This is a genomic window from Gordonia lacunae (genome assembly GCF_002149015.1).
GTDB lineage: Bacteria > Actinomycetota > Actinomycetes > Mycobacteriales > Mycobacteriaceae > Gordonia > Gordonia lacunae.
Genome location: NZ_NGFO01000025.1, coordinates 50815 through 71621 on the forward strand (window position 1 = coordinate 50815; position 20807 = coordinate 71621).

Here is a 20807-nt window from a genome sequence, read left to right on the forward strand (position 1 = left end):
GACCGGGGCGGGCAGTGGTCGATCGCGGGTTCGGAGTGCGCGGCGCGGCCGAGCGCGGGTCCGGGGAGCCGGGCGGGATCCTCGTGGGTGGGACCCGCCCGCCGGCGGCCCGGTTCGGCGGGATCCGCTCGGGTGCGGCGCGCTCGGGACGCTGGGGCGGCACCGGGCCGGGTGTCCCCGACCGCGGTGCGCGCGGCTCATCGTTCCAGGTCACGTCGCTTCTGCCGCCGTCCTCGGGTCGTCTGATGTCGGTCATGAGGGGTCATCGTCCGGTTCCTCGCCGTGCATCCGACCCTCGCTCTGCAGGGTACGGCGTCGCTCCTGATACCCGCTTCCGGCGAGCATCCGCTCGAGTTCGTCGGGTTCGGGCCGATCGGCGTCGGCGGGATCGGGCTGGCCGCGGAAACGATGCCACAGTCGTCGGGCGGTCAGCAGGACGAGTGCGGCCGCGGCGAGGATCGTGATGTAGAACAGCGGTTTGCCGTAGGCGTTGGTGTGTACGGACAGACTGATCGGCTCGCCGAGCGGCACCCCGGTGACCGTCGACAATCGGATCTCGACGCTGATCGCCTCGGATGCCTCCCCCCGGGTGGGTAGCTGGATCTGTCGGGTGCCGCTGGCCGGGATCTCGATGACGCCGAGGTCGCCGATCTCGATGTCGGCCGGTTCGGACGTGGTGATCCGGGCCCGCACCGGCAGGGCGAGATCGTTCTTGACGACCAGCAGCAACGGACTGCGCTCGGAGGCCAGCGTGTAGCGGCCGCCGGGATCGAGGATCGTGACCGACCGGGTCATCCGGTGCAGGGTCGACGAGACGGCGTCGATCCGCTCGGATTGCGTCCGTCGCAGGTGCGTGTAGACGGCGGAACCCCAGGCATCCGGCGAGCGGATCGCCCGCAACTGGTCCTCGCGCAGCGGGGACATGTACCGCTCGGGGGTGGCGGCGACATCTGCCGAGCGCACCAGGGCGCCCTCGAACTGCCAGCTGTCCTCGACATTGCGTCGGATCGATGCGGTGGCATCGGTCGTCAGCACCGACCCGATGCGGCCGACGGGTCCCACCCCGGGCGGGTCGATCAGTCGTGCCTGCTCCCGCACGGACCCGAGTTCGGCGACCAGGTTCGGTAGGGGGGTCGGCGTCGCAGCACCGGACTCGAGCAGCAGTCGCGCGGTGGCGAACAGGGCCTCGGCGTCGGCGCTCGTCGGCGACCAGTACGTCGGTGGCAGCAGGAAAGCCGATCTCCCGACGACCGGGTCGCGAGACGACGGCCGGGAATCGGCTCCGGTCGGTGCGGGCTCGGGGGCGGCGATCGCCGGGTACGCCAGCGCCCCGATCGCACTCTGCCTGCGGCTTCCCTCTGACTCGTCGGACAGGTCGACGCGTTGGTCGGGCGGCGTCAGCGCGGGTGTGGACGGAGCGGTACCGATCGCGGCGAAGGAGGCCGTGACGGGTGCGTCGTAGGTCTGTGCCGCGAGGTCGCCGATCCGGTAGCGCCCGGTGTCGTCGCGGCGGCCGGTCGGTGCAACGGAATTCGACGACACCGCGGTCGTGGCGAGCTCGGCCGCGGTGAGGGTCGCGGCGCCGTCGGAGTCGATGGCGCCCAGGGCCGGTATCGACAGCCCCCGCACGCTCCGGACACCGAGCACGGTGTCGACGATGTCGGCGGGCGAACGCAGCGCGGCCTCGGTGAGTCCGGCGTTGCCGATCCGGGACAGTGAGGTCAGGTCCGCCTGTGCGTATGGCAGCGCCACGACGCACATCCGCTGCGCGGTCCAGCGCAGGGTGTCGAGCCAGCGCCCGGCGGCCTCGGCGCCGCTGCCCGGGCGGGTCGAGGACCTGGGATCGGCGGGATTGTCGGACACCTCGTATCCCAGTGACATCGCGCGCACCGTGACGATGAGATCGGGATCGATGGCGAGACACATGCTGTCGGCGAGTTTCTCCGAGCCCGGGAGGGCGGCGGGTTCCGGACTCTCCGATGTCTCCGCCGGAGGTGTGTCCGACGACACCGAATCCGATTGCGCGGGTGGGGGTTCGCCGACGACCTTCTGCAGCGCCGTCAGCAGTTCGGCGAGACGCCCACCGTCGGCGAGGGAGCGGGCCATGTTCTCGTTGATGAGCCGTACGGGTTCGGTGTTGCCGCCGAGCACACCGGGGGCGAGCTGGGGCGGCGCGGCCAGCGGCCACAAGATGGTCATGCGCGCCGGGCTGGACAGGTTCGCCGACACCGAGCCGTCGGGTCCGAGCCCGGTGACCGGGTCGGTGTCGGAGTACTCGGTGGACGGGTCGACGTACCCGTCCGCCCGGTTGTCGTCGGGCGGCAGGGACAGCACCGGCAACAGCATTCGCGAGCCCGCGACCTGCGCGGTGTTGCCGTATTCGGGGGTGCCGTTGACGTTGACCTGCATCGGGTAGACCCCGGTCCGGGAGATGGCCAGGCCCTGCCCGTCGGGTCCGTTGTTGGCCGACAGCGCCATCGACATGCGGAACCCGACGCTCTCGCCGGGGGCGAGCTTGTCCGAGAGGGCCTCGAACGGACCGGCCACCGCGACCGCCGGGTCGTCGTCGGCGAGATCGGTCCGCAGGCCGGCGGCCGACGCGACCGGATCCCCGCGCTCGAGCCGGATGGTGAGGTCGGTGATGGACCGGTCGCCGACATTGTCGACGCGGCCGCTGACGGTGACCACCGGCCGGCTGGTCGTGGTCACGATGCTCGGTGTCATCGAATCGATGACGATGCGGGCGAACCGGCTCGGGGATTGCTGGTCCGACGTATCGGATCCGGTGTCGGATCCGCTGGTGCCCGTCTCKGGTGCCGCCGAGGCCGGTCCCACCGCACCGGACAGGACCGTCAGACCGAGAACCGCCAGGACCACGGCAATGGCCAGGGTCGTGCGCGCGCCGGACCGCGTCGCGCGCGACGGCGCAGGAGTACGAGACGAACGGGGTGCGGCGGCAGACGGACGCGGCTCAGCCATCGCCGGCCGCGGGCCGTCGTGGACGGCGCCGGCGCCGACGAGTACGAGCCGGGGGCGGCGGCTCGTTGCGGCGCTGATTGCGCGCGGCGGCGGCTTTCTCATAGGCGTTGGGTTCGGTGCGAATGCTGTCGGCCTCGGACTGGGCCAGCCGGGTCGGGTCGGCGGCGAGTTCGGCGATCACGCCGCGGGCCATCCGGGCGAGTCGTCGCTCGTCAGAGTACGTGAGCCGGCGCGGGAGCTCGTGCAACGGCACCCAGGCCACCTCGGACACCTCGTAGTCGGCGTCGGAGAGTTCGCCGCCGATGCATCGCAAGAGATAGTGGTGCACCGTCTTGTGGATTCGACGCCCCTCGCTGACGAACCAGTAGTCGATCTTGCCGAGCGGGGCCACCACGGTGCCCTGGATGCCGGTCTCCTCCTCGACCTCACGGATCGCGGTCTGTTCGGCGGTCTCGCCGGTCTCGATGTGGCCTTTGGGCAGCGACCACATCGTGCGTCCCCGCCGGTCGACCCGGCCGATGAGCGCTGCCGACAACTGATCGACGGGAAGGTCGAGGTCGGAGATGACGAGCCCACCCGCGGAGGTCTCGCGCACGGTCCGGAGCTTCTCGTTCCCCGCGCGGTCGGAGTGGGTGCGTTCGGTGGCCGGACGATCGGATCCGCGGTCGGGTCGCGACGAGCGTCGCCGGCCCTTCGACGCCTTGCCGCCGGCTGCCGATCCCGTGTGTGACACCCCCGTTTGGGCGAGACCGGTCTTGGTCAGCTTGGCGCTGACCGCGACCATGTCCGAGGGCTTCGGCGGGGTGACCCGCGGCCGTGCGCGGTCGGGATCGACGGGGAGTTTGTCGACGGGTTCGGCCTCGACCGGATCGGGGCACGCGGGATCCGACGCCCGGGCGCGCGCGAGGTCGTTCGGCGTCGGGTGGTGCGTCGACGGTGCCGGTTCGGACGCCGGGTTGGGCGAGCCGGGCTTGTGGCCCGGTCGGGAACCCGGCTGGGTGGAACCCGGCTGTTTGTTCTTGGGCTGGGTGGTCGAGGCCTGCGGATGACCGCTCTGCTTGTGCGATGCCGGGGTGTGCGCGGCCGAGGCGCCGCGGTTCTCGGACTTGCGCCGACCCCGGCGTCGGCGGCCGCGACGGGCACGACGGCCCTGGCCGGTGGGATTCTGCTCGCCTTGTCCGCCGCCCTCGCCGTGTGCACCCGACGAGACGCCGCTGACGTCTGAAGGGTTGGTCGAGGAATCGGTGGACACTCCACGATGCTAGCGGCTGGTCACCTGCAGTTTGTCCGGACGCCTCCCCGGGCGCGTAGGTTGTGGAATCTCGTGTCGGGAGTGTGCCGGACGTGTATGAGCGGTCGGCGTCGAACTGTGCGGCGTCGTCGGCGCGGGTCACGACGGTAGGGTGACAAGCCGTGAACGACACATCCTCGTCCGGGACGGCGGCGTCTGGGCCAGCACCGAATGGGGCGGTCCCATCGGACACGGACACGGTGCGCTCGGACGGACGGCCCGGTACGACGGACCCGGAACGGCGCACGCGCCTGCTTGCCGGCGCGGTGATCGCGCTGCGCGAACTCGACGATGTCCTCGTGCCCCTCGGCACTCTGTTCGAGAACGCGGGCCACGAGTTGTACCTGGTGGGCGGCTCGGTACGCGACGCGGTTCTCGGCCGGCTCGGCAACGACCTCGATTTCACGACCGACGCGCGTCCGGAAGTGGTCTCCCGGCTGCTCCGGGGCTGGGCCGACGCGTTCTGGGACGTCGGCATCGAGTTCGGCACGGTCGGAGTCCGCAAGGGCGACCACCTGATCGAGATCACGACGTTCCGTGCGGATTCGTACGATCAGGTCAGCCGCAATCCCGAGGTCACCTTCGGTACGTCACTCGAGGACGATCTGATCCGGCGCGACTTCACCGTGAACGCGATGGCCGTGCAGATCGGTTCGTCCGGTGCCCAGGACTTCCGTGACCCCCTCGACGGCCTGACCGCGCTGCTCGCGGGCCTCATCGACACCCCCGCGACCCCCGAGCAGTCCTTCGGCGATGATCCGCTCCGCATGCTGCGCGCGGTCCGGTTCGTGTCTCAGCTGGGATTCCGGCTCGCGCCGCGGGTGTGGCAGGCCATCACCGAGATGAACGGTGAGATCGAGCGCATCACCGTCGAGCGCATCCGCGCCGAGTTGGACAAGCTGATCTGCGGAGAGTTCCCGATCGAGGCCCTCGACGCCATGGTCGAGACCGGCCTGGCCGAGCGGGTGCTGCCCGAGGTGCCGGGGATGAAGCTCACCATCGACGAACACCACCAGCACAAGGACGTCTACCAGCATTCGCTGACCGTGCTCCGCCAGGCCATCGACCTCGAGGACGGCGACCCGGACCTGGTGTTGCGCTGGGCGGCCCTGCTGCACGACATCGGCAAGCCCGCGACGCGTCGCCACGAGCCGGGGGGTGGTGTCAGCTTCCATCACCACGAGGTGGTGGGCGCGAAGATGGTGCGCAAACGGATGCGGGCGCTGAAGTACCCCAAGGCGGTGGTGTCCGACGTCGCACAGCTGGTCTTCCTGCACCTGAGGTTCCACGGGTACGGCGACGGCGCGTGGACCGATTCGGCCGTCCGGCGGTACGTCACCGACGCGGGTCCGCTGCTCGACCGGTTGAACAAGCTGGTGCGTGCCGACTGCACCACCCGCAACAAACGCCGCGCCCGGCGACTGCAGCAGAACTACGACGACCTCGAGCAGCGGATCGCCGACCTGCAGGCGGCCGAGAACCTCGAGAAGGTCCGTCCCGACCTCGACGGAAACGCCATCATGGAGCTCCTCGGTGTGCCGCCCGGTCCAATCGTCGGCCAGGCCTGGCGTCATCTCAAGGAACTGCGACTCGACCGCGGACCCCTGAGCCCCGATGAGGCGGAGGACGCGCTACGCGAATGGTGGGCGGCCCGCGGCGGGAAGTGACCCCGCCCGCGGGATCGCCGCGTCCGGCTCAGCTCGCGGGCGCGAAGACCTCGACCGCGTGTGGTATCGCCTCGAAGACGGCGGGCAGTTGGCCGACCAGGTCGCCGTCGACGGACACCAGGGCCGGCGGATCGCAGTAGAGCTCGACCTCCGCACCGCGCATGGTCCGCACGTTGGGACTGTCGATGTGCTTGCCCGAGAACACCTTCGGGAACACGCGGGCAATCGTCCAGCGGGCCAGCCGGGGCGGATTGAGGGCGAGCGTCACGTCGAGTTGCCCATCGGTGATCGATGCCGCGGGCGTGATCTTCATGCCACCGCCGTACGACGTGGTGTTGCCGATCGCGGCGAAGACGAGGTCGGATTCGACGGCCTGGTCGTCGACGCGGACCTGGTAGTGGCGTGAGCGCAGCGCGAGAAGTTCGAGCAGCGCCGCGATCGTGTACCGGGACTGTCCGCGTGGCCGGCGCATGTCGATCGCCCGGGCCGTGACCGCGGCGTCGAATCCGGTGGCGGCGACCGTGCTGAACAGCGCGGTCTGGCCGTCCGGGAAGCTGACGCGTCCGAGGTCGATGGCTCGGCGGTGTCCGCCGAGGACGACCTCGACGGCGTCGGCGGTCTCGAGCGGGATCCCGAGATTGCGGGCGAAGTCGTTCCCGCTGCCCGCCGGGATGACAGCCAGTGGTTTGCCGGACCCGATGGTGGCCTCGACGGCCAGACGCACGGTGCCGTCGCCCCCCACGACGACGATGACGTCGGTGTCTCCCCTGGCTGCCTTGCCCGCGAGGTCGGCGGCGTCGGCGATGTCCTCGCCGACGATGATCTCCACCCCCACGTCCCGGGCACGCAGGAGTTCCGCGGCGTCGTGTGCGACGCGCAGTCCCGTGCCGTGACGCGCGTACGGACTGGCCACGAGTGTGGCGTGTTCGATAGTCATATGAGTCGGCCCCCCGCCGTTCAAGTGATCCGTTACAGTGTTACACATCATGGCAATCCGTAACGAGGAGATCGGGGATCTCGTTCTGGATGCAGCGCGGAGCTGCCTGCTGCGTAGCGGCGGACGCAAGGTGACTGTCTCCGAGGTGGCCCGACAAGCAGGCGTCAGTCGACCGACGGTGTACCGCCGCTGGCCCGACATCACCGAGATCATCCGCGGTCTGTTGACCCGTGAGGTCCTCGGGGTCGTCGAGGAGGCGATCGGCGGTACCGGCGAGCCCGCCGATCTGGACGCACTCGTGGGCCGGGTGGTGGCCGTGGTCGGCGCGCTCCGGGATGACGAACTGATCGCGTCGCTGTGGCGAGAGCAACGAGAGTTCATGTCGCCGTACGTCTTCGAGCGCCTCGGCACGAGTCAGCAGGGAATTCTCGCCATCCTCGCCGACATGCTGTCGGAGGGGCAGGAGCGGCGACAGGTGCGTGCGGGCGACGCCAAGCGGATGGCCGCGATGGTGCTGCTGATCGCACAGTCGTTCCTGCAGTCGGGGGCGTTGGTCTCCGACATCCTCGCCGAGGGCTGGAGCGTCGAACTGCACGAGATGCTGGCCGGTTACCTGCGCCCGGGCCTCGACGGATGACGGCGTGAGCGCCGAGTCCGCGGCGGTGTGGCTCTGATGGCAACCCTGTCCGTCCACACGCGCCGCCGTGCGCTGGACCGTCTGGCATCCGGTGAGCCGCTCGACCTGCTGGTGATCGGCGGCGGCATCACCGGCGTCGGTGTGGCGCTCGACGCCGCGACCCGGGGCCTGCGCGTGGCGCTCGTCGAGAATGACGATCTGGCGGCCGGCACCTCGCGCTGGAGCAGCAAGCTCGTCCACGGCGGCCTGCGCTACCTGGCGAGGGGAGACCTCCGGATCGCGCGCGAGAGCGCCATCGAGCGTCATCACCTGATGACCGCCATCGCACCACATCTGATCGCCCCCCTTCGGCAGATCATCCCCGATCGCGGCGGCCGGCAGAGCTCGATCATCCGAATCGGTCTCCGGGCGGGAGACGTGCTCCGACGCAACGCCGGCACCCCCGAGTCGTTGTTGCCCCCGCCATCGCGGTTGTCGGCGCTGGAGACCCTCGGCCGTTGTCCGGCGGTGTCCCCCGACGGTCTGCGCGGCGGGATCTCCGCCGCCGACGGCCAGCTCATCGACGACGCCCGACTCGTCGTGGCCCTCGCGCGGACGGCCGCAGGCTACGGCGCCTCGATCTGCACCCGCGTGCGGGCCGAGAGTGTGGACGGCCGCGGGGCCACCCTCACCGACCGGCAGACCGGCGAGAGTTTCGACGTCGGCGCCCGGATGGTCGTCAACGCCACCGGGGTCTGGTCCGGCGGCATCGACGACGCCATCGCCGTACACCCTAGTCGCGGAACGCATCTCGTCATCGACGCGGCCAGGCTGGGGTTTCCCGACGCCGCGTTGATGAGCCCGCTGGGCGGTTCGGTGTCGCGATTCGTCTTCGCGATACCCGCCCAGCTGGGCCGCGCCTATGTCGGCATCACCGATGTCGCCGCGCCGGGGCCCATCCCGGACGTCCCTACGCCGGACGAGTCGGAGATCGACTTCCTGCTCGACGCGATCAATCCCGCGCTCGCGCGGCCACTCGACCGCTCGGACATCGTCGGCACCTTCGCTGGTCTGCGACCGCTGGTCGACACCCGCGGTGGCAACGCCGGCCGCGACGCGGATGCCCTGGCCGACGTCTCGCGGCAGCACCACGTCGGTGTCCGCGGCGACGGGCTGGTGAGCGTCCTCGGCGGCAAGCTCACCACCTACCGGCGGATGGCGCAGGACGCCGTCGACGCCGCACTGTCGACCACGGACCTCGCGGCCGGAGACTGTGTCACGACCACGACGCCGCTGGTCGGCGCGCTGCGGAGTCCACGGGAGCAGGGCCTGCCGCCCTCGCTGGTGCAGCGATTCGGCGGGGAGGCGCCGACCGTCGTGGACGTCGCGACAGTCGCTCACCCGCTGGGTCCGATCGTCCCCGGCATCGACGTCACCCGCGCCGAGATCGAGTTCGCGATGACTCATGAGGGAGCTCTCGACGCCGACGACATCCTGCATCGGCGTACGCGAATCGGTCTCGTCCGGCGCGATGCCGACGCGGCACGCCCGGAGATCGAGCGGATCGTCGGCGAGGTTCTCGGGTGAGGGGCCCGGTGTCGGGGCAGGCCTGGGTCTATCAGTAACCCATCGTGCGCAAGGTGTCGGCGACGCGATCGAGGTCGGTCCGGCGCACGTCGAGGTGCGGGCTGATGCGAAGGACCGGATGCTCGGTCGCGAGCGGCGCGCGCCAGGTGTCCGCGGCGGTCACCAGGACACCGAGTGAGAGCAGCTTGTCCCGCGCGGCGGCGACGTCGTCGAACTGCCACCCGGGCGGGGGTGCGAGGGTGACGATCGCCGACGGCTCGTCGATCGGTTCGAGGACCTCCCAGCTGGCGATGCCGTGGAGCCGTTCGCGGGTGGCCGTGCCGATCTTCGCGAGTTCGCGGAAGACGCGCTGCTGGCCGATCTCGAGCAGCTCGCGAACGGCGACACCGAGTCCGAGGCGTCCGGCGATGAATGCCTCGGAGCCGTCGATCCGGACCGGCCGCAACGAGTCTCGGCGCACCGCGACGAACCCGACGCCACGCGGACCGGTGAGCCACTTGCGGCTGGTGCCGTAGACCACGTCGGCACCGGTGACAGTGGGGACGTGACCGACCGACTGCGCCATGTCGACCACCACGGGCACGCCGGCCCGGTGCGCGAGTTCGACGATCCGCGTGACCGGCTGCACCACACCGGACATCGAGCCGATATGACAGACATGGATGAAGTCGGGCTGTTCGAACTGCAGCATGTTCTCGAGCGCGTCGGTGTCGACGTGACCGTAGACGTCGCCGTCGGGCATCGTCCGCACCGCGTAGCCGCGGCGCTCGAACTCCTCGAGGTTGGGCCCGAATTCGTTCTTGGCCACCCACACCGTCGAGGTGACGGGCAGACTCCAGTTGGTGAGAAGGGCTCGCAAAGCGGCACGGGCGCTCTCACGGAAGACAACCTCGTCACCGGTGTGTCCGATGAGCGCGGCGAGATTCCTTGTGTCACGGGCGATTTCCTCGGCGCGGTCGTCAGCGGCGACGTAGGAGCCGCGTTCGGTCTCCCGCCACAGATGTGCGGTCATCGCGCCGATCAGCGCGTACGACGAGCGGCCCGCCGAAGCAGAGTCGAGATGTGCCAGGGCTGGTTCGAGCCGGGCCGCGTGCCACTGCTCGCCGAGATCGCTGACATACATGGGCCACAACCTACCGGGTGGTCCGGTGCGTGGTCACCCGGCGGGTGGCGTGCCAGGTCGGGCGTGGCCGGGCATCCACGAGAAAAACCCGTAGGAGAGTTCGGCCTGCGGACCTACGGTGGATCGATGTCGACGACAGGGACCGTGCAGACGTGGCACCAGGAACTGGGGTGGGGAGTGATCGAGTCGGATCGGACCCCGGGCGGGGCCTTCGCCACATCGGCTGCGATCCGGGGCGAGGCCGTCGCCGATCTGACCGGGTTTCCGATGATGGGCCTGCGGCCGGGCACCGAGGTCGAGTTCGAATGGTCGGAGGGCGAGACGCCGGTCGACGGCTGCAGCCATGTGGCTCACCTCGTCTGGCCGCCGGGAGAGTGCCCGCCGGCGCCGGCCGGCGGAGCGTACTCCGGTGCCTTGTGGAACAGCGTGGGTGAACCGGGTCCGGACGGGCTGACGGTCATGCGGCAGCGCATGATCGACGACGCCGACGTACCCCCGACCGAGTCGCCGGCACTGCCGTCGGTCACCGGGTCGGTGCGGACCTGGCACGACAACGAGGGGTGGGGAGTGCTGGACTCCGAGGCGACGCCGGGTGGTGCGTGGGCGTTCTTCGCCGAGATCGACGGAAGTGGATACCGTTCTCTGACGCCGGGGCAGCGAGTGCGTTTCGACTACGAAGACCGGGGACAGGACGGCTACGACTATCGCGCGCGGAACATCCGCACCGTTGAGTGACCTCCGGTTCCCCCGTCGCCCCGGGGGAACCGGACCGAGCCCCGCTGCGTCCAAGACCTCATGGACCCGGCGATCGAGTACTTCTTCGGGACCGGCGACGGTCCGACGACGCGCTGGTCCGGCACCCCCGATCTCGCGCTGGGGATTTCGCACTCCGACGCCCTCGACGCCATCCGGCTCGACTTCGACGGCGACGGACGTCGTGACGACGCGATGTGGGACACCGACGCGGACGGGGTCGCCGACGTGGCCGCGATCGACACCGACGACGACGGCGAGCCGGATGCTTTCTACCGCGACTCGGGGGTGGGGCTCTGGGACCGGCCTGTCGCGCGAGCCGACCTCACCGGCGAACAGCTGCCGCGGCGCGACGTCCCCGACCAGAATCCGCGACTCCCGGCGGCGCAGGTCACCCGGATCGACCTCGATGACGACGGTGACCCCGACGCGGAGATGGTGGGCGCCGACCGAGGCGGCCGGATCGTCGGTGAACGGCTGTACGTCGATTCCGATGCCGACGGCGGACACGATGTGGTCCTGGTGGACACGAACGGAGACGGGATCGCCGACGCCGCCTACGACCGCCGGGATCCGCGGTTCATGCGGCGGGATCGGTGACGGTGGGCCGCACCGTCGTGGGCTCGGCCGACCAGTGCCCGCGCGGATGAAGGAGGCGCACCACGAGCATTCCGACCAGGTACAACACCACCCCGAGCACCACGAGCCCGACCGCCCGGCCGTTGTCGGGGATCGCGAGGGCCGCGACGGTCACCGCACCCACATAGGCGATGTTGAACACCGCGTCCTGCACCGAGAAGACCTGTCCGCGGACGGCATCGTCGACGTCGACCTGCATGGCCACGTCGCCGCACAACTTGGCGATCTGACCGATGAGTCCGAGCACGAACGCCGAACCGCAGATCACCGCGAATTCGAAGCTCAGCACGGAGAGTTCGGCGACCGCCCCGACGCCCAGCGCCACGAGCAGAGTCACGTAGCGACCGGCCCGTGCCACCGCGATCGGCGTGACGACCGCGGCGAGAAGCGCTCCGGCGCCGGTGAACCCGATGACGACGCTGACCCGGTCGAGACCGTCGCCGGGACCCATCTGACGCGTCAACACCAGGATCATCAGCGTGTTCATCCCGAACACGAGCCGGTGGGCGCCGATCGCCGACAGCGCGGCGGCCACGGTCCGGTGGTGCGCGACGGCACGAGCGCCGTGCCACAGCCCGACGGACACCGCGTGCACTGCCGAACGGCCCGGATCGTCGGGTTCGTCGGGGCCCAGCTGCAGTGGACGGAATCCATGTGCCAGGCTGCCGGAGACGACGGCGAGCACGATTCCGGAGAGCATCGTGAGGGCACTGCCGACGTTGTCGTCGCCGAAGACCGCGCGCAGACCCAGCGTGACGCCGAGCCCGACGGTGAGCATCGCGCCGCCCAGCGTCGTGAACAGTGCGTTGGTGGCCACGAGGACCTCGCGCCGGGCGACGTGGGGCAGTCCGGCGGACAGACCGGCCGCCACGAACCGGCTCGCGCCCGTCGCGGCGAGCGCAGAGATCAGCACCACGACGTCGGGTGCGCCGGAGGCGACTGCCAGTGCGACGAGCCCGATGATCACTCCGCGCAGGAGGTTCGCGTACAGCAACACATTGCGTCGATCCCAGTGGTCGAGCAACGCCCCCGCGAACGGGCCGATGAGCGAGTACGGCAGCAACAGGACCGCCAGACCACCAGCCACCGCAAGGGGATCGGCGTGGCGCTCCGGGTTGAAGAGAATGCTGCCGACCAGCGCGGCCTGGAAGATGCCGTCGGTGATCTGACTCGACAGACGCACCGACAGCAGGCGGCCCAGTCCCGGCGAGGAACGGAGGGAATGGACGAACACCGACCACCCGCGTTGGTCACGGGTCACCTGGGTGCTGCTCACTGATCCAGGGTACCGAGCTGACGATGGACCCCGTCGGTCGCGGACGTGCGATGATGGTCGGGTGGCCGGAGGTGAAGACGCAGACGATCCCACACCGGAATCCCGCCCCGGAGAACACTCGGCGGGCAGCGGTGGTGGGGCGCGAATGCCCGGCGTCCCGTGGGACGCCGATCCCACGCCGCGGGTCCGACCGGGCACCGCGCTGATCGCGTCGACCGACCTCGTCGAACCCACCTTCGCGCGCACCGTCATCTACGTCATCGAGCACAACGAGTCGGGCAGTCTTGGTGTCATCCTCAATCGGATGAGCCAGACCGCCGTGCACAACCTCCTGCCCCAGTGGACCGACATCGCGGCCTCGCCGCGCGCTCTCTATGTGGGCGGGCCGGTGAACCAGGAGGCGGCGCTGTGCCTGGGGGTGGTGAAACCCGGAACCGACGTCGGCGATCTGCCTGCTCTGCGCCCGGTGGACGGCCGGGTCGTCCTCGTCGACCTCGATGCCGACCCCGAATCCCTCGCCGACGTCTTGGAGGGCGTCCGGATCTTCGCGGGATACAGCGGCTGGGGAATCGGGCAGCTCGACGACGAGCTCGACCAGTTCAGCTGGATGACCGCGTCGGCGCTCCCCCGCGATCTGCTCGCCCCGCCGGCATCTGATGTGTGGTTCGACGTCCTGCGCCGGCAGGCCTGGCCCAAGCCACTCCTCGCGACACACCCGATCGACCTCAGTCTGAACTGAGGCTCCCCGACAGCTGTCGGTGATGCTGAGCCTTACCTGAGACACCCGGTGATCCACGTCACCCGCGAGGTGTTAGGTTGTGGACGCTTGATCACAAGCTCGCTGGACCAACCGTGGGTTTCTCCAGCGCATGACATGCGGGGGTGTGCATGAGCGGGTCGAAGAGTGCTCGGGTTCTGATCGCGGTGGTGCTTGCGGTGGTCGCGCTGGTCGCGCCGATCGCCGTGGCGGGCGCCGCACCGGTCGGTCCGACCGGTGGTGCCGATGGGGCGCGGTGGGCGGCAAGCCATGACGGCCCGCAGCCGTATGCCGGCGTCAACGTCACATGGGATGTCCCGATCCGGATGAGCGACGGCACGGTGCTTCGGGCCAACGTGTACCGCCCGGCCGACGGCCGCGAGCGTCCCACGTCGACGAAGACGCCGGTCATCGTCAACATGACGCCGTACACCAAGCTCATCACCACCGTCGGATCCGCGGTGATGCAGAACCCGGTCCTCGAGCCCTACCTGCTGCAGATCGCGCGATCGATCAACCTGTCCGGCACGCCGATCGACGGCATCAACGACATCGCCCACACGATCCGCGACGGCGGCGCGAAGACCTTCCTCGTCGACTTCGATCTCGTACGAAGCGGCTACACGCAGGTCGTCGTGGATGTGCGCGGCACCGGTTTCTCGCAGGGAGTCTGGGACGTCTTCCAGTCCCGAGAACAGCGCGACACCATCGAGGTGATCGACTGGGCGTCGAAGCAGCGGTGGTCCAACGGCAAGGTCGGCATGTCGGGTGTGTCCTACTCGGCGATCAACCAGATCCAGGCCGCCAACAAGAACCCGAAGGCACTCAAGGCGATCTTCCCGGTCGAGCCCGGCGGTGACCTCATCCGCGACATCGTCGCCCCGGGCGGCGCTCTGGGTGTCGGATTCCTCCCGCTGTGGCTGACGCTGGTCAACACCACCAAGATGATCCCGAATGTCGCGTCGATGCTGAACGGCACGTTCGACTGGAAGTGGTTGGCGGACCGGATCTCCGACCCGTTCACCTTCTACCCGCAGCTGTTCGCCGCGCTCCTGACCCCCGACATCCCGTCGGTGCCGCCGAACCTGAAGGCGTTGCTGGACACCGATTCCGAACCACGATCGTCCTGGCTCGATCACGCCGATCGCATCACCACCCCGACGCTCATCTACGGCGGCTGGTTCGACCTCTTCACCAACAGCGAAGTCCGGATGTACAACAAGATCCCGCTGCCGCCCGGCAAGAAGCAACTGATCATGGGCGACGGCTATCACCTCACGATCGGCGGCGGCCAAGAGGGCAGGCGGAACACCCCGCCCCGGTTGGACGTCTTGCAGAAGGCGTGGTTCGACAAGTGGCTCAAGGGAATCGACAACGGTGTCGACTCCTATGGGCCGGTCAACCTCAAGCAGGTCGGCGACTCCTGGATCACCGCGCAGCAGTTCCCGCGGGCCGGGATGCAACGTCAGCGGCTCTATCTCGGTGACCGGCGCAGCGGCACCGCGGCGCACGCGGTCCGCGACGGCAGCCTGACCCCCACCCCACCCGCCTCGCGTGCCCGGATGACCATCGCGCCCGGTCTGGCGCCGATGTGCTCGCGCGACGCCGCGCAACAGCTGGCCGGTGCCCTCGCGATCTTCCCCTTCTGCGCCGACGACGCCCGCATCTCCGAGCGCGCCGCGTTGTCGTTCACCACTCCCCCGCTGACCACGACGCGCAGCGTGTCCGGCTACTCGAACGTGCGGTTGAACACCGTGCTCGATGCCACCGACGGCTATTGGACGGCAACCCTGAACGACGTCGCTCCGGACGGGACGTCGAAGGTGCTCACCTCGGGTCAGGTGATGGCGTCGTTGCGCGGATACGACCGGGCGGCATCGCAGTTCGCGCCCAACGGTGACGTGATCGACCCGTTCTACGAGCTGACGCTGGCGTCGCGCCAGCGCGTCGTGCCGGGACGTCCGGTCAGCGTCGACATCGGTCTGCTGCCGACCGAGGCCCTCATCAAGCCGGGACACCGCCTGCGGATCGACGTGTTCGCGATGAACTTCCCGCGCGGTCTGCCGTTGCGTCCGCTGCTCAACGAGTCGGGACTGCGGCCGCAGCACATCCAGCTCGACCCGAACCGGCCGAGCTTCGTGAACCTGCCGTTGTCGACGCCGGTGGGCCGGCCCGTCGGCTGATCAGACAACCTCTGTCTAATGACAACCGCATGACCTCTGGTCCCTGAGGTGCGAGGAGCGAAAGCGACGACCGCCCCTGCTCCCTGAGGAGCGTCCGGAGCTTGCGGAGGGCGTGCAACCCCCTGCTCCCTGAGGAGCGTCCGGAGCTTGCGGAAGCGCGCAACCCCTGCTCCCTGAGGAGCGTCCGGAGCTTGCGGAAGCGCGCAACCCCTGCTCCCTGAGGAGCGCCCGGAGCTTGCGGAGGGCGCGTCACGAAGGGTCTGCCACGCATCTCACCAAGACCCTTCGTGACGCTCGCAAGCTCGCTCCTCAGGGGGCGGGGGTGACGTCGCAAGCTCGCTCCTCAGGGGGCGGGGTGAAGCTCGCTCCTCAGGGAGCCGGGGTGGGCGCGCCGGCGGCTTCGGCGTCGTCCGCCTCGCGTCCGTACCGGGTCGCCAGCCACGAGCAGATCATGAGCTGGATCTGGTGGAAGATCATCAGCGGCAGCACGATGAGGCCGACCGTGGTCCCGGCGAAGAGGACGGTCGCCATGGGCAGCCCCGTGGCCAGGCTCTTCTTGGTGCCGCAGAACTGGATGGCGATCGTGTCGGCGCGGTCGAAGCCGAGACGTTTCGGGAGCCAGCCCGTGATCGCGAGCATCACCAGGACGAGCAGCAGCGAGATGACGGTCACGGCGATCACCTGGCCGACGTCCACGCTCGACCAGATGCCCTGGACGACCCCCTCGCTGAACGCGACGTAGACGACGAGCACGATGGCGCCGCGGTCGGCGAGCTTGGTGATCGTCGCGTGCCGGGTGAAGAACGGGCCGACCCATCTGCGGGCGAGCTGCCCGATCAGGAACGGGACCAGGATCTGCGCGACGATCTTCAGGACCGACGTCGCGTCGATGCTGATGTCACCGGCATTCTGCATCAGCGCGACCACGAGCAGCGGGGTCAGGAAGACACCGAGGATGTTCGATGTCGACGCGCTGACGATCGCCCCGGCGATGTTGCCCCGGGCCATCGAGGTGAAGGCGATCGAGGACTGCACGGTCGAGGGCACCAGACACAGGAACAGCAGTCCGGCGTAGAGGTTCTCGCCGATGAGCGGCTCGACGACCGGTTTCAGCGCGAGCCCCACGATCGGGAACACGATGAACGTGAACGCGAGGATCGTGACGTGCAGCCGCCAGTGCCGGAGGCCTTCGAGTGCCTCGCGGGGATGCAGTCGTGTGCCGTAGAGGAAGAACAGCGCGGCGATCGCGACGATCACCACCCAGTCGAGTGCCTCCGCTGCCGCGCCGCGAACCGGCAGGAAGGCGGCGACGACGACGGCGATGATGATGGCCAGGATGAAGCCGTCGATCGGAGAGCGATCGAGGAGGTTCTTGAGAGTACGCATGGATGTGCCCCGAGATCAGTGGTGTGAGACGACGCCGGCCGGCTCAGGCCTGGGCCGAGTCGCCTGCGCAGACGCCGCGCAACGAACAGGCACCGCAGCTGCTGGTGCCGCAGTCGGCCGCCGGGCCGGAGGGATCCTCGTCGGCGGCATGGCCGTGGGCGTCGCCGCCCGAACAGCAGGAACAGCCGTCGTCGTCGACGGGTACGGCCGCTGCGGCGCGTACGCCGATTCCGCTGACCAGCCCGATCACCACGAGCGCCACGATCAGTGAGACCAGCCCGAAGGCCAGTGACCACCCGCTCGGGACAGCGAGGGTCGCGATGCCGCCGAGCGCGAGGATGAGCCCGGCACCGAGGGTTCCCGGCCCGGCGATGCGGTTGGCGACACCGAACGCCTCGTCGGATCGCATCGTCTCCGCGGAGCGGACGCCGATCCAGCGATTGCGCGGGAGGGTGCCGCGGAGCCCGCGGATTCCTACCACCGCCCAGAGTCCGGCCAGCACGAAGAGCAGTACGGCAACGGCGACGGACACGGCATTCACGACCCACAGCATACGACCGTGCGTCGTACGGCGGAGAATCGGTATCGGACGCGCCGGCGCCGGCCACTGCGGAAGCGACCGGATTGGGGGGCTGCGACCGACAGGATTTACCCTGGTCGCGTGACTTCAGCCGAGAAGACGAGCGGCGACACCGCCGGCACGACCGCACATCGCTACACGGCGTCGGTCGCCGGGGAGATCGAGCAGCGCTGGCAGCAGACCTGGTCCGACGAGCACGCCTACGAGGCGCCGAATCCCGTCGGGCCGCTCGCCGGTGACCTGTCCGCCTTCGGCGGCGGCTCTGCCGACGCGGCCGACAAGCTCTTCGTGCAGGACATGTTCCCCTACCCGTCCGGTGCGGGCCTGCACGTCGGCCACCCACTCGGCTTCATCGCGAGCGACGTCTTCGCCCGCTACCAGCGGATGACCGGCAAGAACGTGCTGCACACGATGGGCTTCGATTCCTTCGGCCTGCCGGCCGAGCAGTACGCCGTTCAGACCGGTACCCACCCGCGGACCACGACCGAGCAGAACATCGAGCGCTACCTGGGCCAGATCCGGCGGCTCGGGCTGGGCCACGACGAGCGTCGTCGAGTGGCCACCACCGATGTCGACTTCTACCGCTGGACCCAGTGGATCTTCCTGCAGATCTACAACTCCTGGTACGACGCCGATCAGGGCAAGGCCCGGCGCATCTCCGAGTTGGTCGACGAATTCGCCTCGGGTGCACGAACGTTGGGCGGAAAGCACGAGGGGCGCGACTGGGCCGACCTCTCCCCCGCCGAGCGCACCGAGGTCCTCGACGACCATCGCCTGGTGTACCTGAGCGATTCGCTGGTCAACTGGTGCCCGGGGCTGGGCACCGTGCTGGCCAACGAGGAGGTCACCGCCGACGGTCGCAGTGATCGCGGCAACTTCCCCGTGTTCCGGAAACACCTGCGGCAGTGGATGATGCGGATCACCGCGTACTCCGACCGGTTGCTCGACGATCTCGATCTGCTGGACTGGCCCGACAAGGTCAAGTCCATGCAGCGCAACTGGATCGGGCGCTCGCGCGGCGCCCAGGTGCGCTTCGACGTGCCCGGCGTCGGCGGTATCGAGGTGTTCACCACCCGTCCCGACACGCTCTTCGGCGCCACCTACATGGTCCTCGCTCCGGAGCATCCCCTGGTCGACGAGCTGACCGCAGTCGAATGGCCGGCCGGCACCGATGAGCGCTGGACCCGCGGTACGACCGATCCCGCGACCGCGATCGCGGAGTACCGCGCGTCCATCGCCGCGAAGTCCGACCTCGAGCGCCAGGAGAACAAGGAGAAGACGGGCGTCTTCACCGGCAGCTTCGCCGTCAATCCCGTGAACGGCGAGCAGGTTCCGGTCTTCGTCGCCGACTACGTCCTGATGGGATACGGCACCGGTGCGATCATGGCGGTCCCGGCCCACGACGCCCGCGACCATGAGTTCGCAACGGTGTTCGGGCTGCCGATCCGCGAGGTGATCGGCTCCGACACCGACATCGCCACCGAGGCCTACGTCGGCGACGGTCCCCTGGTGAATTCCGGGTTCCTCGACGGTCGCAATGTCGAGAACGCGAAGGCGGCGATCGTCGAACGTCTCGAGGCCGACGGTGTGGGCACCGGGAGAATCCAGTACAAGCTGCGCGACTGGCTGTTCGCCCGTCAGCGGTACTGGGGCGAGCCCTTCCCGATCGTCTACGATGCCGCCGGTCAGCCGCATGCGCTCCCCGAATCGTTGCTGCCGGTGGAGCTTCCCGAGGTCGACGACTACGCGCCGGTGTCGTTCGACCCCGACGACGCGGACAGCGAACCGTCTCCCCCGCTGGCCAAGGCCGCCGAGTGGATGACGGTGGAACTCGATCTGGGTGATGGGGTGCAGACCTACACCCGGGACGCGAATGTCATGCCCCAGTGGGCCGGCAGTTCGTGGTACCAGCTGCGCTACATCGACCCGACCAACTCGGAGACCTTGTGCGCCAAGGAGAACGAGGCGTACTGGATGGGTCCGCGCCCGGAACTGCACGGCGCGAACGATCCGGGTGGCCTCGACCTCTACATCGGTGGTGTCGAGCACGCGGTGCTGCACCTGCTGTACTCGCGTTTCTGGCACAAGGTCCTGTTCGATCTCGGATACGTCACCAGTCGCGAGCCGTACCGAAAGCTGTTCAACCAGGGCATGATCCAGGCCTACGCGTACACCGACTCGCGCGGGATCTACGTTCCTGCCGAGGAGGTCACCGAGGAGAACGGCGAGTTCTTCTACAACGGCGAGAAGGTTCGCCAGGAGTACGGCAAGATGGGCAAGTCGCTGAAGAACTCGGTGGCCCCCGACGACATCTGCCGCGACTACGGTGCCGACACCCTGCGCGTCTACGAGATGTTCATGGGCCCGCTCGACCAGTCACGGCCGTGGGCCACCAAGGACGTGGTGGGCTCCCAGCGATTCCTGCAGCGCATCTGGCGGCTCGTCGTCGACGAGGAGTCCGGGTCGCTGCGCGTCGCCGACACCGAACTCGACGACGAGACGAAACGGTTGCTGCACAAGACGATCGCCGGCGTCCGCGAGGACTACGACGCGCTGCGCAACAACACCGCGGTCGCCAAGTTGACGGTGCTGACCAACCATCTCACCAAGAACTTCGAGAAGACAGGAGCGCCCCGGGATGCCGTCGAGCCGCTGGTGACCATGCTCGCTCCCCTGGCCCCACACATCGCCGAGGAGCTGTGGCACCGGTTGGGCCATGACACTCTCGTGGTGCGGACGCCGTTCCCGGTGGCCGACGACGCATGGCTGGTCGAGGACACCGTCGAGATCCCGGTCCAGGTCAAGGGCAAGGTCCGCAGCCGGATCACCGTCGCGGCCGACGCCGACGAGGACACGGTGCGCGCCACCGCCCTCGCCGACGAGAAGATCGTCGCGATTCTCGACGGTGCCGAGCCCCGCAAGGTCATCGTGGTGCCCGGCCGGATGGTGAACATCGTCCCGTGACGGCCACCCCCGCTCCCTGAGCTGAGGAGCGAGCTTGCGAGCGTCACGAAGGGTCTCGCACCCTCGGTC

The 20807-nt window shown here is 69.2% G+C and carries 15 protein-coding genes; 8 read left to right on the forward strand and 7 right to left on the reverse strand.

Annotated features, from left to right (window positions below):
• Positions 1-252 precede the first annotated feature (252 nt).
• Positions 253-3081, reverse strand: a complete 2829-nt coding sequence (locus CA982_RS19330; RefSeq protein WP_244176385.1) for a DUF6049 family protein — start codon at positions 3079-3081, stop codon at positions 253-255.
• Positions 2972-4231: an NUDIX hydrolase gene (locus CA982_RS19335; protein ID WP_086536875.1), complete on the reverse strand. Its 1260-nt coding sequence runs from the start codon at positions 4229-4231 to the stop codon at positions 2972-2974. The genes CA982_RS19330 and CA982_RS19335 overlap by 110 nt, the downstream gene beginning before the upstream one ends.
• Before the next feature lie 239 nt (positions 4232-4470).
• Here CA982_RS19335 and CA982_RS19340 point away from each other — a divergent pair, with 239 nt between their 5' ends.
• On the forward strand, positions 4471-5937 hold the full coding sequence (locus tag CA982_RS19340; RefSeq protein WP_086536876.1) for a CCA tRNA nucleotidyltransferase: 1467 nt from the start codon (positions 4471-4473) through the stop codon (positions 5935-5937).
• Between the two features lie 28 nt (positions 5938-5965).
• Here the strand turns inward: CA982_RS19340 and CA982_RS19345 are convergent, their stop codons facing one another.
• Complete coding sequence (locus CA982_RS19345) at positions 5966-6874, reverse strand: diacylglycerol/lipid kinase family protein (protein ID WP_086536877.1); 909 nt, start codon at positions 6872-6874, stop codon at positions 5966-5968.
• A gap of 49 nt (positions 6875-6923) precedes the next feature.
• Between CA982_RS19345 and CA982_RS19350 the strand changes: the two genes are divergently transcribed.
• Together CA982_RS19350 and CA982_RS19355 are read left to right on the forward strand one after the other, a co-directional pair.
• A complete protein-coding gene (locus CA982_RS19350; RefSeq protein WP_086536878.1) occupies positions 6924-7511 on the forward strand; it encodes a TetR/AcrR family transcriptional regulator in 588 nt (195 codons plus the stop codon).
• A 36-nt stretch (positions 7512-7547) separates the two neighbouring features.
• On the forward strand, positions 7548-9077 hold the full coding sequence (locus CA982_RS19355) for a glycerol-3-phosphate dehydrogenase/oxidase (protein ID WP_086536910.1): 1530 nt from the start codon (positions 7548-7550) through the stop codon (positions 9075-9077).
• A gap of 31 nt (positions 9078-9108) precedes the next feature.
• Here the strand turns inward: CA982_RS19355 and CA982_RS19360 are convergent, their stop codons facing one another.
• Positions 9109-10200, reverse strand: coding sequence for an aminotransferase class V-fold PLP-dependent enzyme (locus CA982_RS19360; RefSeq protein WP_086536879.1), 1092 nt, complete (start codon positions 10198-10200; stop codon positions 9109-9111).
• 126 nt (positions 10201-10326) lie between these two features.
• Here CA982_RS19360 and CA982_RS26405 point away from each other — a divergent pair, with 126 nt between their 5' ends.
• Positions 10327-10935: a cold-shock protein gene (locus CA982_RS26405; protein ID WP_144066062.1), complete on the forward strand. Its 609-nt coding sequence runs from the start codon at positions 10327-10329 to the stop codon at positions 10933-10935.
• A gap of 60 nt (positions 10936-10995) precedes the next feature.
• Complete coding sequence (locus tag CA982_RS19375; RefSeq protein WP_086536880.1) at positions 10996-11553, forward strand: hypothetical protein; 558 nt, start codon at positions 10996-10998, stop codon at positions 11551-11553.
• On the opposite strand, the gene CA982_RS19380 is transcribed toward CA982_RS19375, so the two are convergent.
• Positions 11534-12868, reverse strand: a complete 1335-nt coding sequence (locus CA982_RS19380) for an MFS transporter (protein ID WP_086536881.1) — start codon at positions 12866-12868, stop codon at positions 11534-11536. The two genes, CA982_RS19375 and CA982_RS19380, sit on opposite strands and share 20 nt — an antisense overlap.
• Before the next feature lie 145 nt (positions 12869-13013).
• Between CA982_RS19380 and CA982_RS19385 the strand changes: the two genes are divergently transcribed.
• Together CA982_RS19385 and CA982_RS19390 are read left to right on the forward strand one after the other, a co-directional pair.
• Positions 13014-13607 carry a YqgE/AlgH family protein gene (locus CA982_RS19385; protein ID WP_086536882.1) on the forward strand — a complete coding sequence of 198 codons (594 nt, stop codon included), beginning with the start codon at positions 13014-13016 and terminating at the stop codon, positions 13605-13607.
• 149 nt (positions 13608-13756) lie between these two features.
• Positions 13757-15808: a CocE/NonD family hydrolase gene (locus tag CA982_RS19390; RefSeq protein WP_086536883.1), complete on the forward strand. Its 2052-nt coding sequence runs from the start codon at positions 13757-13759 to the stop codon at positions 15806-15808.
• 369 nt (positions 15809-16177) lie between these two features.
• Here CA982_RS19390 and CA982_RS19395 read toward each other — a convergent pair whose 3' ends face one another.
• On the reverse strand, positions 16178-17194 hold the full coding sequence (locus tag CA982_RS19395; protein ID WP_086536884.1) for a bile acid:sodium symporter family protein: 1017 nt from the start codon (positions 17192-17194) through the stop codon (positions 16178-16180).
• A gap of 43 nt (positions 17195-17237) precedes the next feature.
• Complete coding sequence (locus tag CA982_RS19400; protein ID WP_086536885.1) at positions 17238-17747, reverse strand: SdpI family protein; 510 nt, start codon at positions 17745-17747, stop codon at positions 17238-17240.
• Between the two features lie 108 nt (positions 17748-17855).
• Between CA982_RS19400 and leuS the strand changes: the two genes are divergently transcribed.
• Positions 17856-20738 carry a leucine--tRNA ligase gene (leuS, locus tag CA982_RS19405; protein ID WP_086536886.1) on the forward strand — a complete coding sequence of 961 codons (2883 nt, stop codon included), beginning with the start codon at positions 17856-17858 and terminating at the stop codon, positions 20736-20738.
• Positions 20739-20807: the final 69 nt, after the last annotated feature.

What these genes read in the sequence shown, in the direction of transcription:
- CA982_RS19385 (WP_086536882.1), top strand. Translation starts at nt 13,014, where the DNA reads ATGCCCGGCGTCCCGTGGGACGCCGATCCCACGCCGCGGGTCCGACCG.
- CA982_RS19360 (WP_086536879.1), bottom strand. Translation starts at nt 10,200, where the DNA reads ATGTATGTCAGCGATCTCGGCGAGCAGTGGCACGCGGCCCGGCTCGAA.
- CA982_RS26405 (WP_144066062.1), top strand. Translation starts at nt 10,327, where the DNA reads ATGTCGACGACAGGGACCGTGCAGACGTGGCACCAGGAACTGGGGTGG.
- CA982_RS19395 (WP_086536884.1), bottom strand. Translation starts at nt 17,194, where the DNA reads ATGCGTACTCTCAAGAACCTCCTCGATCGCTCTCCGATCGACGGCTTC.
- CA982_RS19355 (WP_086536910.1), top strand. Translation starts at nt 7,548, where the DNA reads ATGGCAACCCTGTCCGTCCACACGCGCCGCCGTGCGCTGGACCGTCTG.
- CA982_RS19390 (WP_086536883.1), top strand. Translation starts at nt 13,757, where the DNA reads ATGAGCGGGTCGAAGAGTGCTCGGGTTCTGATCGCGGTGGTGCTTGCG.
- CA982_RS19345 (WP_086536877.1), bottom strand. Translation starts at nt 6,874, where the DNA reads ATGACTATCGAACACGCCACACTCGTGGCCAGTCCGTACGCGCGTCAC.
- CA982_RS19400 (WP_086536885.1), bottom strand. Translation starts at nt 17,747, where the DNA reads ATGCTGTGGGTCGTGAATGCCGTGTCCGTCGCCGTTGCCGTACTGCTC.
- CA982_RS19375 (WP_086536880.1), top strand. Translation starts at nt 10,996, where the DNA reads ATGGACCCGGCGATCGAGTACTTCTTCGGGACCGGCGACGGTCCGACG.
- CA982_RS19350 (WP_086536878.1), top strand. Translation starts at nt 6,924, where the DNA reads ATGGCAATCCGTAACGAGGAGATCGGGGATCTCGTTCTGGATGCAGCG.